This is a genomic window from Snodgrassella alvi, assembly GCF_002777855.1.
GTDB classification, from domain to species: Bacteria; Pseudomonadota; Gammaproteobacteria; order Burkholderiales; family Neisseriaceae; genus Snodgrassella; species Snodgrassella alvi_E.
Genome location: NZ_MEIK01000029.1, coordinates 144040 through 159118, shown reverse-complemented (window position 1 = coordinate 159118; position 15079 = coordinate 144040). Strand labels below are relative to the sequence as shown.

The following is a 15079-nucleotide window of genomic DNA, read 5'->3' as shown; positions in this document are numbered from 1 at the left end:
GTTTATAGGCTTATGAATAACATTCATAAATATGTGCAGAATATGGCAACCATTTTCGCGGCCGAAAAAAAACCACCGTCCGATACTGCCGGCCGGTGGCTGAGAGGGGAAAAGTTTACGCCCAGTATTTCTTTTTCGAGGTTTTGCCGATACCGGGATTGAAGCTGTTGGTTGGATCGAGCTGACGATAGAATTTTTTTAATTCCGGCTTGGCATGATACAGGTGTCCGACATTGTGTTCGGCTGGATATTGTGCACCACGCTGATCCAGCAGTACCAGCATTTCGTCTTCAACTTTATTGCAGTCGGTTCCCTTTTTGGCGATGTAATCCTGATGGAATACATGGCAGAAGAAGTGGCCGTAATACATTTTATGGATAAAGTGCTGATTGATGCTGTCAGGTAAGGTTTCAAACCATTCTGTATCATTGCGGCGCAAAGCGACATCCAGTGCAACAATGTTTTCTACGGTATCGCTGTGCACATTGCGGTAGGTAGTGGCGGCACCGGCTGCGGCAAAACGATGCAGCATGGCAGCTTCAGCTTCTTTTTCGTTACAGCGGAAATAGCTGCCGCTTTTCTGCTCAAAAAAGGTTTTTAAAAATGCTTCAGCTTCGGCAATGCCTTCATCTGCCATTTTCAATATCAGGTGATGCTCATAACGGTCTCGATAATCGCGGATGGACTGCGGTAAGTGCTGGGGCAGGAATTTGCAGATGAATACGGCAAAATGGTCAGAGAAATTCTTGGGAAAAAACGGAATTTTGGCCATGGTGCGGTCGACGAAATTCTTAAAGGCAAACAGACGCGGCATGGCATCGGTACCAAATTTCTGGATGGCTACAAATATGTCTTTGCCGTATACCGCTGCGATATCAAAAGCTTCGCGGTGCATGTATTCGCCGGATACCGGCAGATTTTTAAAGGTACCGAGAATATGGCGACGGATGTCGTCTAGCTCATGGGTATCATTGCTGCCGATGTAGAATACTGCGGAGGTTTTTTCCAGTGGGAATGTATCCAGACGTACGGCAAAAACCATCAGTCGACCGGCACTGCCGGAAGCTTCATAGTGGCGCGCAGGATCTGCGTTAAACCGCGCTGGTGTGTCGGCATCAATTTCGCGTACGTGGTTGCGGTAGTCGTGGTCATGTCCCATACCAGCATCGCGTTTGATATCTTTTTCGGTGTAATGGCGGTTTTGCAGATTAGTCAGAATGGTTTCGGGATCGTCTCCCAGCTCTATGCCAAGGTGGTTAACCAGATGTAGCTGGCTGTTTTCATCTAGCTGGGCAAAAACCGCCATCTGGGTATAAGCGGGGCCGCGCTGAATAAGCGAACCGCCAGAGTTATTGCAGACGCCACCCATTACTGAAGCTCCGATACAGGATGAACCAATCACTGAATGCGGGCCGCGCTGGTATTTTTTCAGCTCTTTTTCCAGCCGGTAGAGGGTACTGCCAGGCAGACACACGACTTGTTCACCATTTTCAATCACCTGAATACCATCTAGCCGACGGGTGCTGACTATCACAATTGGCCGGTCGTAATCGTTGCCATCCGGTGTGGACCCGCCGGTGAGCCCGGTATTGGCAGATTGGGTGATGACAATTACATCAGCTTCGACACAGGCTTTTAACACACGCCACTGTTCAACCAGTGTACCCGGAAGCACGACGGCCAACGCATTGCCCACACCAAACCGAATACCCTGCCGGTATGGCAAGGTGTGCGCAGGATCAGTAAGGGTGTGCTCGTTACCAACTATCCCCTGTAATGTTTGAATCAGTTGTGACTGTGTATGGACATCCATACGACTTCTCCTTGTTATAGCGTTAATTATTCAAAATCAATTGCAGCCATTGTAGAACAGTTATATGTTAACGAAAAGAGTTGTGGTGCACTGGTTATATTTAGTTCTCAGGCAAAAAACCGCCGCTCTGGCGCTGCCACAACATGGCATAAACGCCGTTTCTAGCCAACAGCTCACTATGGGTACCTTGCTCGACTATCTGTCCTTTGTCCATGACAATCAGTCGATCCATGGCGGCAATGGTTGATAGGCGATGGGCAATGGCTACTACAGTTTTGCCCTGCATCAGACGGGTCAGGTTTTCCTGAATCGCGGCTTCTACTTCTGAATCTAGGGCGCTGGTGGCTTCATCTAGCAGCAGAATCGGCGCATCTTTTAAAATCACCCGCGCAATGGCAATGCGCTGACGTTGGCCACCGGACAGTTTCACACCACGCTCTCCGACGTGTGCATCATAGCCATGTCGCCCTCGGGCATCGCTCAGAGCTGGAATAAAGCCATCTGCAGCGGCCTGCTGTGCCGCCTGCTGCATGGCTGATTCAGAAGCATCAGGGCGGCCATAGACAATATTGTCCCGCACGGAACGATGCAGCAACGAAGTATCCTGTGTAACAAGCCCTAGTGCAGCACGCAAACTGTCTTGTGTGACATCGCGGATATCCTGCCCGTCTATTAAAATACGCCCACTCTGCACATCATAAAACCGCAGTAACAGGTTAGTAAGTGTGGTTTTACCTGCACCGCTACGTCCGACCAGACCGACTTTTTCGCCGGCGCGGATGTGCAGATTAAAATCGTTTAATAGGGGTTTGTCGGCACTGTAGGCAAAGCTGACATGCTCAAAATCAATGGCGCCCTGGTTTACTTTTAATGGCAAGGCTTTAGGTTTGTCGACTATTGCATGAGGACGGGATAAGATGTTCATGCCGTCTTCAACGGTACCAATGTTTTCAAACAGGCGCGCACTTTCCCACATTACCCAGCGTGACAGCCCATTGATGCGTGAGGCCATAGCCGTAGCGGTGGCAATGGCGCCGACTCCCACTTGCCCGTTTATCCACAGCCAGATGCCCAGACCAGCTGAGCTGACCACCAATAAAATATTGATGGCGGTACTCAGGCTGTCTAGCAAAGTAGCCAATCTCATCTGAGCATTCACTGTAACCAGAAACTCCTGCATGGAAGCTTTGGCATAAGCTGCTTCACGCGCGCTGTGAGAAAACAGTTTCACGGTGGCTATATTAGTATAGGCATCGGTGATGCGTCCGGTCATCAGGCTGCGTGCATCTGCCTGCTGCTGTGCAGTTTTGGATAGGCGCGGAATCAGAAAGCGTAATACCAGTACAAACAGCACAATCCACATGATAAAGGGTAGCAACAGCCAACCGTCCATACCGGCCAGTATGATGCCGCTGGTGACGAAATACACCAGCACATACACCAGCATATTGGCTACTGACATCACAGTGTCGCGCACCGCCAAGGCCGTTTGCATCACTTTAGCTGACACGCGTCCGGCAAATTCGTCTTGATAAAAACCCATGCTTTGGCCAAGCATTAGACGATGAAAATTCCAGCGCAGGCGCATCGGAAAGGCACCCTGAAGCGTCTGAAACTGTACATTGGAAGATAGGAAAGACCAGAATATGCTGAAAACCATGACCGCTGCCATTAGCAGCAGTTCGTGGCCTTTTTCCGGCCACAATCTGGCCGGTGCATACGCCCCCAGCCAATCGATAACGGTGCCAAGAAAGCGAAACACCAGTGCTTCTAGTATCCCTGTACCTATGGTCATTATAACCATCACCAGTAGCCACAGTCGCGCGCCTTCTAGACAGCTCCAGATAAATGGCAGTACACCTTTTTTTGGCGGCTGCGGCAAGGTTTCAGGGTATGCATCAATGCGGTTTTCAAACCAGCTGAAGAATCGGTTCAGTAACATACTGCATAAACTTTCTGCATAATAATGCCAAAGCAGCGGTACACGCTGCGGGGACAGCAGGAATAATGATGAATGAAATCATTATACATAATCTGAAATATAAATCAGCTTTGAGGGTTTGTGTTAAAATCGCGCCGGCACATCAGCATACCAGACAGTCGCTGTGTACTATTGAGTGCATGGAGGAAAGTCCGGGCTCCGCAGAGCAGAATGCCGGCTAACAGCCGGGCGCCGTGAGGCGACGGAAAGTGGAACAGAAAGCATAACCGCCGATGGCTATGTTTCATAGCACAGGTAAGGGTGAAATGGTGCGGTAAGAGCGCACCGTGCCGTTGGTAACAACGTGTAGCAGGCCAAACCCCATTCGGAGCAAGACCAAACAGAATGCGCTGACGCTGCTCGCCGAGCATTCGGGTAGGTTGCTTGAGCGGCACAGTAATGTGTCGCCCAGATGAATGACTGTCCACGACAGAACCCGGCTTATCGGTTGTCTGATGTGCCCTTGCATCTTTCTAAATTTTTAGCGCTGGCTATTTTTTCTCTGGCAGCCATGTACCGGCTTATCATTTATTACCAATATTACCAATGCTGTCACTGTTGAGTACGGATTGGGAAGTCGTTTGGGACGGGTGCTGATATTTTCATATTCACTAACCTAATCTACTGCGGTTACCCCTTTATTATCTACTTTGCCGCTTCATCGATTATTGGTTCTTTGTCCAATGACCTACATATGCAACTAGAACAATAAAATGCAATATTATGGTTTTACTTTCGGGCTGATGGAGCGAAACCTAGTGCTCATAAATCGGAAAAGATTAGGTATTAGACACGATTACCCTGATTTAGAAAACATACATAACCATCAGGCAGTATCTATTTGTCTGTAATTGAAAAATTAGGTTTTTGTTTGCATGCTAAGACTGCTTACTGCCGATGCTAACGATTATTAAGCGCGGTTAAACTTCAGGCGTGATACACGCTGTAGCAGAAGTGGTGTATGAGCGGTTATTGCATTGTCTGTTAATTTAACGTTTATTCTGCTTGCAACAAGCTTTACACTAACGGCTGTTTTATGTCAGGCTTGGCAATTGTTTAATTTTCGGTATCAGCATGCATACACGTCAGTTTCTGTCTTTGTACGGTTCGATTTTTTTTCTGTTTTCCGGTTACGGGCTGTTTCTGAATTCGGCTGGGGTGAAACTGTCCCAGATGGGAGTCAGTAATATCACCATCGGGGTGCTGAATGCTGGCTTTTTTATTGGTGGCACCATATCCGCCATTGTCTCCCACCGTATTATTTCGCGTGTTGGTCATATTCGCAGCTTCAGTGTTTTTGGTGCGCTGTTTGCCATTGCCGCCCTCGCCCATCTGATGGTGGAACAGCTGTGGATGTGGGGTGTGCTGCGTGCTGTATTGGGGTTTTGTCATTACAGTTTGCTGATGGTGGTGGAAAGCTGGTTTACGGCGCGTAGTGTGCCACAGACACGCGCTAAGATACTGGCCTTATATGAAGTGGTGTATTACATTTCTTCTGCTACCAGTGTTTTGCTGCTGAGTCTGAATATGTCCAGTAATAACATCTTTACGCTGGCAGCAATATTGGTGATAGCGGCGACGCTGCCGGTAGGGCTAACCAGAATGAAGCAGCCGGAGATTCCAAAGCGAGAGCGGATTAGTCTACCGCATGTGCTATCGATCGTACCACTGGCGTGGATAGCCTGCTTTATGGCCGGCATATTCATCAATGGCTTTTTTACCATGGGCTCGGTGTTTATGCTGAAACTGGGCTACAGTTTGCCTAAGGTTTCTCTTTTTCTGGGCTCAGCAATGGTGGGCGGCTTCACGATTCAGCTATTTATCGCGTGGCTCTCAAATAAATTTGGCCGTCCGCGCACCATATTCGGCTGCGCCTGTGTTGCCACAACAGCAGCAATCAGTGGCATGATGCTGTTACTAATTCTACCAGGCAATATCTGGGCACAATGTGTGATTGCGCTGGCCATCGGTTGCAGTGGCTTTCCCATGTATGCTCTGGGGCTTGCACGAGCCAATGATGTACTGCCAGCCAATATGAATACGGTGGAAGTTAACCGCTGCCTGCTGTTTGTGTATGGTCTGGGTTCATTGGTGGCACCATTGCTGCTGGGTACAATGATGCAGCTATTTAACCATTTCGGTTTTTATAGCGTTTATGCGATTATGGCTGCTTTACTGGCAATTTACGCGTTTATGCAGCCCTCTGTACCGGTTTCCCAGCGCAGTGTTTATGTACCGGTATCGGGTAATGTAGGTCCGATGACCGCTGAGCTCGACCCACGCAATAATGCAGCTACAGACACGCCATATGATGCACATAGTGCGGAGCAGCATGTGCACGATACTTTGCAAAATTCAGATAATCAGCGCGAAGATAATTAGTACACGCAAATAAATTTTGCTTCTTTACACTACAAACTGTCCAGAATAGTCGTTCTATTCTGGACAGTTTGTTTGTTGGTACAAAAACTTTATTGCTTCAGCCACGGTGATTGACGTCGGCCTAAGGCCATAAAAGGTTTTTCGATATACTGATACGTGAGCGTGCAGATAATCAATACACTTACCAATACCACTGTAGCCAATAAAGTGTATTCGGTCTGACTCAAGTTGATTGTATTAAGCTGAATGGTTTTATTCAGACAAAACCAACCTATTCCGTGCAGCAGATAAATGCTGTAGCTGGCATCACCCAGCCGCACGAAGGCTTTTAATCGCAGTAATCCGAATAGATCACCACCCAACGCGATGAGGATAAACAGTAGTCCATACAAGGGGAGAAAGCTGATTTGGTAGCGTCCATTTGTGATACTAAAAATCAGCAGCAGAATAAACACGCTCCCGTAATCACACATTTTTTTGGGTGCTTGTACGGTGTCGGACACTGCTCTGGCAAGTACGCCGACGGCAAAGCAGGCAATGAAATATGCTTTTTGTGCATTAAATGTAGCGATTCCATAAGCTGAGATAAATAAGACAACCAATGCCAATGGTAACAGACCAGTTTTCTGGCGTAGGAGACACCACAATGGCAGGGAGAAATAGAATGCCCATTCCCAGTATAAGCTCCATGCTACACCAGCGTTTATTAGGCGCGCATCCTGCATGCCAAACAGGGCGGGTTTGCTGCCGCTGATGCCGGCATCAAACCAGTAATATAGGTTTAGCAGCATATCGCGGCTGACGAATGTGTGCCGTTGCAGATACAGTGCCAGCAGTACGCAACAGGCGGAGGACAGATAAAACAGCGGGGCGATTCGCAGGAAGCGCTTGCGGTAAAACGTCAGCCACGAAGCCGGACTGCTTCGGGCAAACAGATAGCCTGACAGCATAAAAAATAAGCTGACGCCGAAAGAACCCATACGCAGATTGAGCTGATTATGGCTAAATACCGCGGGTGTCCATGGTTGACCATGTAGATAATGGTAACTATAAACAAAATGGTGCATAGCAACGCTAAATGCCAGTATAAAGCGTAGGCCATCCAACCGTTTAACGCGCCGGTCTTCGGCTGCATCCATAAAAGCAAACAGCCGTGAACCGAACAGTATCCAAGATAGTAATAATAATCCCAGTATCCAGACATACATCTGGTATGAATAAAGCATAATACTGCCCAGTAATATGGTTGGCTACCACGACATATTAACGGGTTTGGTTAGGATAGTTGAATTTTTATTACCAGAATGACGCAAGTTTCAATAGACATCGCGCTGATATCGCTGCTCTTGTCTAAGTTCACTCAGGTATTCATCGGCGTCTTCGGTGCTAAGCTGCCCTTGTGCTGACACAATGTCTAAGAGCGCTTGCTCTACATCGCGTGCCATTTTAGTGGCATCGCCGCACACATAGATATGTGCACCGCGTTGCAGCCATGCCCAGATATCGGCGGCTTGTTCACGCAGTTTGTGCTGCACATAGATTTTTTCATTAGCCTGCCGGCTCCATGCGAAATCGTAACGTGTCAGCAATCCGTTTTTGCGGTATTGCAGCCATTCAGCCTGATAAAGGAAATCATCGGTAAATTTCTGATTCCCAAAAAACAGCCAGTTGTCGCCACTGGCACCGTCAGCGTCGCGCTGCTGCATAAATGCACGGAATGGTGCGATACCGGTGCCGGCGGCAATCATGATAATAGGCGTAGTGCCATCTTCAGGTAAGCGGAAGCGGTGGTTTTCTTCGATAAATACGCGTACAGGTTCGCCCTCTTGCAAGTGTTCTCCCAGAAAACCGGAGGCGCCGCCGGTATATTGTTGCCCTCGTTGGCTGAAGCGTACCACGCCGACCGTTAAATGGACTTCTTCGCCAACTTCGTCCTGACTGGAAGCAATGGAATACAGGCGCGGGGTCAGTGGACGAAACAGGTCGTGCAGTGCTTGTGCGCTGAGTAGATGGGGGTAGGTAGCCAGCAGACTCACCGGCGGGGTGGTGTCAATCAGCTGTCTGAGTGCCTCGGCATCGGCAATGATTTCGTTCAGCTCTGTATTCTGTATTTGCTGCGCATAGGCCTGAACCAACGCTGGCGTGTTTTGGGTAATGTCTAGCTCCTGCTGTAATGCCTGTGCAATGGGTATTTCGCGACCATCGCTCAACCGCACTGATGCTGCTTTATCGACCTGTGCATGTTGCAAAATCTCGTCTACCAGTGTGTCTGCGTTTTGATAGTACACGCCCAGCGCATCCCCAGGTTGATAGCGGATACCAGAGCCACTGAGGTCTATTTCGACGTGTTCGACATCTTTACTGGCATTTGGGGTGGTAATACGTTGACGCAGGCTCAGGCTGGCAGTAAAAGGCGCAGCTCGAGTGAATACCGCGGTCTGAGCGGCTACAACGCTTTGCTGAACCTCTGTATTTTCGTCAGCCTGAGTGGTGTTCAGCTCACTGATGATGGCAACAATTGTGTCCTGCCACGCGGCTGCACTGCTCTGGTAGTCAACGTCACAATCTACCCGTTCGGCCAGACGCTCGCCACCAAGCTGTGCCAGTAGTTGGTCAAAATCTTTGCCACACTGGCAAAATTGCGGATAGCTGCTGTCACCTAGGCCTAGCACGGCAAAGTGAAGCTGATTCAGCACAGGTGCTTTTTTACCAGATAGATATTTATATAACGGCAAAGCTTCTTCCGGCGGCTCGCCCTCGCCCTGAGTGGAGGTGACAAGTAGAAGAATGTCTTCACTGATCAGTTGTTTGTTTTTGTAATCGCCGCAAGCAGTTAGGGTGGCACTGATACCGGCTGCTTCTAGTTTCAGTTGCAGGTTTTCAGCCACGCGGCGAGCATTACCGGTTTGTGACGCAGACAATACCCGTACGTTGCGCGCTATTGGTGCTGTGCTGTTGATGGCCGCTGCGGTTGCCGTGGCAGGGGAGGTGGTACCTGCCTGCTGGCTTTGTGCCCATGTATAGCCAGAGAGCCACGCTAGCTGCGTTGGCGACAGCTTATTTAACGATTGCAACAATTCGGGAGATAGAGGGATGGTCATGGTTTGTGCTCGGTAAGGTGATGATTAATGTCATTATTCGGCGGTAGAATTCCATCCGGCCATACTAGCAAGCACCGGGAAGTTTGAGAAAGAAATGGCACTTATTTAGTTAGAATCGGCAAGCATATATAAAAAGGCTGCCCGTAGGCTGCCTTGAAAAGAGGAATCTGGATTATTTTAAGACTGTCTGTTTTAACGCTTGATACCGATTTCAGGAAAGGCATTGCGCATCACTTCATCCAGATGGCTGGCGGAGGCACTCATCAGACTTTGCTCTTTTTCGTTTAGGGGAATTTCTATAACCTGACGCACACCGTGACGGTCAAGCACTGCAGGGGTGCCGATATACATGTCTTTGACACCATACTGGCCATTGAGATAGACGGAAACCGGTAGTATGGTGTTTTCATCATCCAAAAGCGCCCGACATATGCGCGCCAGTGCAGCACCTACTCCATAATAAGTAGCCCCTTTGAGACGGATGATGTCGTAGGCAGCATTGACCACGCGGTCGGCAATTATATCAAGGTCTGCTTCGGTAAAGCGTGGATCGCCTTTAATCCACTCTTCCATTGTCAGGCCACCAACACTCAGATGTGACCATGCCGGAAATTCGGTGTCGCCATGTTCTCCCAGTATGTAACCGCTTACGGTACGCGGGTCAACATTGAGGAGATAGCCAACATATTTGCACAAGCGGGCTGAATCCAGTGAGGTACCAGAACCGATTACACGCTCGGCCGGAAAACCTGACAGTTTCCATGTGGCATAGGTAAGGATGTCCACGGGATTGGAAGCCACTAGAAAGATACCGTTAAAACCGGATTCAACGACATGGGTAACAATACTTTTGATGATATGCAAATTACGGTTAACCAGATCCAGACGGCTTTCACCTGGCTTTTGCGCAGCACCGGCGGTAATCACAACAATATCAGCATCGGCGGCATCGCTGTAATTGCCGGCGTAGATGTTTTTGGGGTAAGTAAAGAGTAATGCATCTGCAATATCTTTTGCATCTCCATGCGCCTTATCCCGCGCTACGTCGACAATCACCAGTTCCTGACCGATACCTTGCAGCGTGGCTGCATAGGCAAATGTGGAACCTACGGCACCGGCACCAACCAGAACAATTTTCTGATGATTTTTGGCATTGGTGGGCTGTAACATAATTCAACCTCTTTCTAACGTAAATGCAAATCTATGCGAATTTATGCATAAATTGTAGCAAATTTGTACATGCTATATGCATTTTTTATTTATATTCATCATTAATTACATTTTTTGGTGAAATATGTCGGTAAATATTTTTTTGTATGATTTTTTTATGTTTTCCGCTAATTTTATGGCATTTTGTATATTTATGTTTAATTTTGAATAATAGCTAACGTCTGCCAGCTAACGTTTGAATAATTGTTTTTACTGGTTTGGAGCCGCTTTATATATTTATGATTACGGTAGGTTTAAATCAGCTAAATTCAATTGTTCAGATTCTAATAAACACATACAAGAGGCTATGGATTGAAATAAATGTTAAATGAGATATGTAATTCGGTTTAACGAATTTAAGATTTGCTGATATAGTTTGTGTGCAAATATGAGAGAGTAGAAGATAGTAGGTGATGGGGTAGGCGGTTGGGATGCATTTGCCGGCTATATTCTGCTTAGGCTTTTCCAAACTGGTAGATATTAAACAAAATCAGCCTCTCTGAAACCCGGCAGGCAACCCGTTTGGCCAATGTAAGAGCAGAAAAAAGTGCATCCTGCACCATCTCTTGAATATGACAGTCTGCAAGTAGAGTGTGCATTTACAGCTCTACGGCGTAATAAAATACTCGACCAATGATGATAATCTGTTTGACAGGGGCGCATTCATCCTGATACTCAGCAGTATTGTAAGCGTGCAGTCGTATTTCTTCATTGGGCATGGAATACAGTTTCCGGACGCGATAGCGGTGATTTTGTTTTATCAGATACAGGTTGCCATCGATGATGCTGGTACGGTTTAAGTCGACAGCAAAAATGGTTCCGTGCGGAAAAATAGGTTCCATGCTGTTGTCGCTCACCGGAAAACATACCACCATCTCTGCATTGATTTTTTTACGCTCTAAAAGCTCGGTACTCAGGCTGAATTTTTTGCAATGCTGTTTATGTGCCTGTTTGGAACGCACACAGCCGGCCAGCTCAATGGAGGGGTACAGGCAGACAGCTACCTCATCCTGATTATACGGGCCGGAATCTATAGCTGCAGGAATTTCGTCTGTTTGCGTTGGAAAAGGATTACCGCGACCTTCACGCAGCCAGGTAAGACTTACCCCCAGTATGTTGGCCAGTATGTCCAGATTTTTGGGTTCGTAATTGCCGTTTTCCCATTTGAATACTGCGGTTTTGGAGACGCCCATTTTATCGGCTACCTGTTGCTGTGACAGGGCGATACGCTGCCGCGCCTGTTTGATGCGATCGCTTAACATCTGTTATCTCCCGATTAAAAGACATAATGATGTTAACTTAATTTGTGTTATGTTTTGTTTATAGCAATAGTTATTTTCAATATATAAAACATATCAATTTGTTTCTTATTTCACAGTAAAAATTATACCATCCACTTTATATAATAATATTAAGATGATAATTCGCTAGCAGGCTTAGTTAACATTCTCTTGCTGCTCTCAGCCCAACATCAAAAAAATTAATTTTTACATCATTTTTATCGGTTTTTTACACAAACCTCTTATTCAAATTCAATTATGAAGCTGGATTTATTTTATCCATATAACATATTTTTACATAATATTAACTCGTTTGTCGTATATGTGTGTTTTTATCAACACCTGCTACCTAAACTGCTGCACCTATACCTGCAAAGCGTAAACAAGATGCAACAGCATTCATGTTTTCTGCATACTGTGTTCCGAGGAGACGGTATATTTTCACCGCAAACTTTTATGCATGTGACGCCTAAGATAAGGCAACAATCATGCCGGCGGCAACGGTATGATTGGTCGCTTCATCGATTAGGATAAAGGCACCAGCCGCCGGATTGGCCTCGTAGGTAGTGGCAATAAGTGGTTTTTGCACACTGATCTGTACCCGTCCAATGTCGTTTAGTTGCAGGCTGCTGCTGTTTTCTTGATGATTGAGACTTTGTACATCCAGCAGATATTCAACCTTTCTGATTTTGGCATACACGGTCTGCGTGCTGTGCTTGAGCCAGTACCGTCTGGCTGAGTTGAGTGGTTTACTGTCAAACCAGCACAACGATGCACTGATGTTGCTGACCGGATGCAAATCACTGCCGGCAGCGACAATACTGTCTCCACGGGATACATCTACATCATCAGCCAGCACTAAAGTGAGCACATCACCTGCCTGAGCCTGATCTACGGCACCATCCGGACTGTATATGGCTGCAATGGTGCTACTCTGGCCGGCTGGTTCGATACGTACGGGCTCGCCTATTTTCAGGCACCCTTGTTCTAGCCGACCCTGATAGCCGCGAAAATCATCAGCACTGCTGCCATCCAGCCGTGCGACGCGCTGTACTGGATAGAGAGCGGGTGCCTTCAGCAACTGACTATGACGGTTAGCAGCGGGCAGGCTTTCCAATAAAGGCAGCAGCGGTTGCCCTTGAAACCAAGGCATATGTGCACTTGCAGTGACAATATTGTCGCCGTTTAGCGCCGATATTGGTACATAGCTGACGCGGCGCAAATCTAAAGCGGCGGCCAGCTCGCTGTAGGCACGTTTAATCGCGTTGAATTTTTCTTCGCTGTAATCCAGCAAATCAAGTTTGTTTACCGCTACGATGATGTGCGGTGTACCCAGCAGTTTCAGAATGGCGCTGTGGCGACGGGTTTGCGGCAGTAAGGCCGGTGTCTGTTCGCTGAAATCCAACCGTGTGGCATCTATTAGAATGATGGCGGCATCGGCAGTAGAGGCTCCAGTCACCATATTGCGGGTATATTGTTCATGGCCGGGGGTATCAGCAATGATGAATTTGCGTGCCGGCGTTGCAAAATAGCGGTAAGCAACATCAATGGTAATGCCCTGCTCACGCTCTGCTGCCAACCCATCAGTAAGCTGGGCGAAATCGGGGACGCCCTCGGCAGTACGCTTGTGCTTGCCGCGATACAGTGAGGCTACCTGATCAGCCAGCAAAGACTGGCTGTCAAACAGCAGACGTCCAATTAGTGTGGATTTACCATCGTCCACGCTGCCGGCTGTAATAAATCGCAATACGGAATCAGTACTCATTCGATGTCTCATTGGTTGGTGGTAACGACCTGCGTCAGCATCTGCTTCAGGCTATGCCACGCTGGAGTCAATTCGCTGAAGCCGTCTTCAGCCATAAGGTGGCCACCATGGGATACATAATCGATGTGGCTGTGCAGTGATGCTGCAATAAACTGGCTGGCGGCTTCTGGAACATAGGGATCGTTGGTGGAAATAATACTGTGCACCGGCATGCTGATATGCTGTAATGCACTGAAATCAGGCTGGCTGGCATCGATATATTCATCCAGAATATGCAGCGTAGGCAGGCGCGAGGCAAAACCAGCGGCCAGTATCAATCCGCCCAACTTTGCAGGCTGGTGACGGCTGAGAAAACGAAGCAGGGTAATAACACCGAGGCTGTGGCCGACCAGTATGGTCTGAGCTTCAGGCTGGCCGATAATCTGATCCAGTGTCTGCTGCCATACCGCTGCTTGCGGATAATCGGGTGCAGGCATTGCCGGTATGGTGACAACGGCGCCGGCGGAACGCGCCTGCCGAGCCAGCCACTCAAACCAGTTATCATTCGGGCTGCTTTGAAAGCCATGCACAATATAGACCTGAGGCGCTGAATTGGTGAGTGTGGCAGCCATCAGAAATAACCTGCTTTCTTACGCTCTTCCATGGCCGCTTCCGAAACTTGATCGTCCATGCGCGTGGCGTTGCGCTCGGAAATAGTGGTTTGCGCCGTCTCGGCTATTATTTCAGCGGCGGTAGCGGCTTCGCTCGCCACTGGACAAGTACAGGAAATATCGCCTACTGTACGGAAACGTACACTGCGTACCACGCTTACTTCGCCCTCTTTTTTCGGTGTCAGTGGCGTTACCGGCACCAGCATGTTTCCGCGTTGTACCACCTCACGCTGGTGAGCATAATAGATGTCAGGTAAAGCCAGCTGTTCACGCGCGATGTACTGCCAGATATCCAGTTCTGTCCAGTTCGAAATTGGGAATACGCGCATGTTTTCGCCTGGATGGAGACGCGTATTATATAAATCCCATAATTCCGGACGCTGGTTTTTCGGGTCCCATTGACCAAATTCATCGCGGAACGAGAATATGCGCTCTTTAGCACGCGCTTTTTCCTCATCGCGACGCGCACCGCCCATTAATGCATCAAAGCCGTTGGCTTCAATGGTTTCCAACAAGGTCACAGCCTGGGCGGCATTGCGAGAATCGGTAGCTCGGCGCAAGGTTACACTGCCTCGGCGAATGGATTCTTCCACACTGCCCACCACTAGTTTCGCACCCAGCCGCTGTACAGTGGCATCACGAAAGGCAATCACTTCGGGGTAGTTGTGGCCAGTATCGATGTGTACCAGTGTTAGCGGTAATTGCAGGTTGTGGCCAGGTATCTGAAATGCTTTTACTGCCAGTGCCAGCAGCACTACCGAATCCTTGCCACCGGAAAACAGCAGCGCCGGATGGCGTGCTTCGGCGACCACTTCGCGGATAATGTAGATGGATTCCGCTTCCAGCCAATCCAGATGTTTGTTTTGAATACTCATTGGTTTATTCCGTAGTGGCCGCA

The 15079-nt window shown here is 48.2% G+C and carries 10 protein-coding genes and 1 other RNA gene; 2 read left to right on the top strand and 9 right to left on the bottom strand.

All coding sequences use genetic code 11. The features are described 5' to 3' along the window. Positions 1–115 precede the first annotated feature (115 nt). Together dld and BHC43_RS04545 are read right to left on the bottom strand one after the other, a co-directional pair. Complete coding sequence (dld, locus tag BHC43_RS04550) at positions 116–1813, bottom strand: D-lactate dehydrogenase (RefSeq protein ID WP_100141091.1); 1698 nt, start codon at positions 1811–1813, stop codon at positions 116–118. Between the two features lie 100 nt (positions 1814–1913). Beyond that, entirely contained in the window at positions 1914–3755 is a 1842-nt protein-coding gene (locus tag BHC43_RS04545; protein WP_100156650.1) for an ABC transporter ATP-binding protein, read from the bottom strand. Between the two features lie 142 nt (positions 3756–3897). Here BHC43_RS04545 and rnpB point away from each other — a divergent pair. Both rnpB and BHC43_RS04535 read left to right on the top strand, forming a co-directional pair. After that, positions 3898–4254: RNase P RNA component class A (gene rnpB, locus BHC43_RS04540), an RNA gene on the top strand. A gap of 614 nt (positions 4255–4868) precedes the next feature. Then, the gene (locus tag BHC43_RS04535; RefSeq protein ID WP_100151527.1) at positions 4869–6176 is read left to right on the top strand and encodes an MFS transporter; all 1308 of its coding nucleotides are present in this window, start codon (positions 4869–4871) and stop codon (positions 6174–6176) included. 89 nt (positions 6177–6265) lie between these two features. Here BHC43_RS04535 and BHC43_RS04530 read toward each other — a convergent pair whose 3' ends face one another. The 7 genes from BHC43_RS04530 to cysD all read right to left on the bottom strand — a co-directional run bounded on the left by BHC43_RS04530 (position 6266) and on the right by cysD (position 15056). Beyond that, positions 6266–7402 (bottom strand): acyltransferase family protein, encoded by a 1137-nt coding sequence (locus BHC43_RS04530; RefSeq protein ID WP_100156649.1) that lies wholly within the window; start codon positions 7400–7402, stop codon positions 6266–6268. A 90-nt stretch (positions 7403–7492) separates the two neighbouring features. Then, on the bottom strand, positions 7493–9277 hold the full coding sequence (locus BHC43_RS04525; protein ID WP_100156648.1) for an assimilatory sulfite reductase (NADPH) flavoprotein subunit: 1785 nt from the start codon (positions 9275–9277) through the stop codon (positions 7493–7495). A 192-nt stretch (positions 9278–9469) separates the two neighbouring features. Then, positions 9470–10447 carry an L-lactate dehydrogenase gene (locus BHC43_RS04520; RefSeq protein WP_100141086.1) on the bottom strand — a complete coding sequence of 326 codons (978 nt, stop codon included), beginning with the start codon at positions 10445–10447 and terminating at the stop codon, positions 9470–9472. 638 nt (positions 10448–11085) lie between these two features. After that, the gene (locus tag BHC43_RS04515; protein WP_100156647.1) at positions 11086–11748 is read right to left on the bottom strand and encodes a S24 family peptidase; all 663 of its coding nucleotides are present in this window, start codon (positions 11746–11748) and stop codon (positions 11086–11088) included. A 487-nt stretch (positions 11749–12235) separates the two neighbouring features. Next, the gene (locus tag BHC43_RS04510; RefSeq protein WP_100156717.1) at positions 12236–13531 is read right to left on the bottom strand and encodes a sulfate adenylyltransferase subunit 1; all 1296 of its coding nucleotides are present in this window, start codon (positions 13529–13531) and stop codon (positions 12236–12238) included. 8 nt (positions 13532–13539) lie between these two features. Continuing rightward, on the bottom strand, positions 13540–14142 hold the full coding sequence (locus BHC43_RS04505) for an RBBP9/YdeN family alpha/beta hydrolase (protein WP_100156646.1): 603 nt from the start codon (positions 14140–14142) through the stop codon (positions 13540–13542). Then, complete coding sequence (gene cysD / locus BHC43_RS04500; RefSeq protein WP_100156645.1) at positions 14142–15056, bottom strand: sulfate adenylyltransferase subunit CysD; 915 nt, start codon at positions 15054–15056, stop codon at positions 14142–14144. Before cysD ends, BHC43_RS04505 begins: the two co-directional genes overlap by 1 nt. Between the last annotated feature and the right edge of the window lie 23 nt (positions 15057–15079).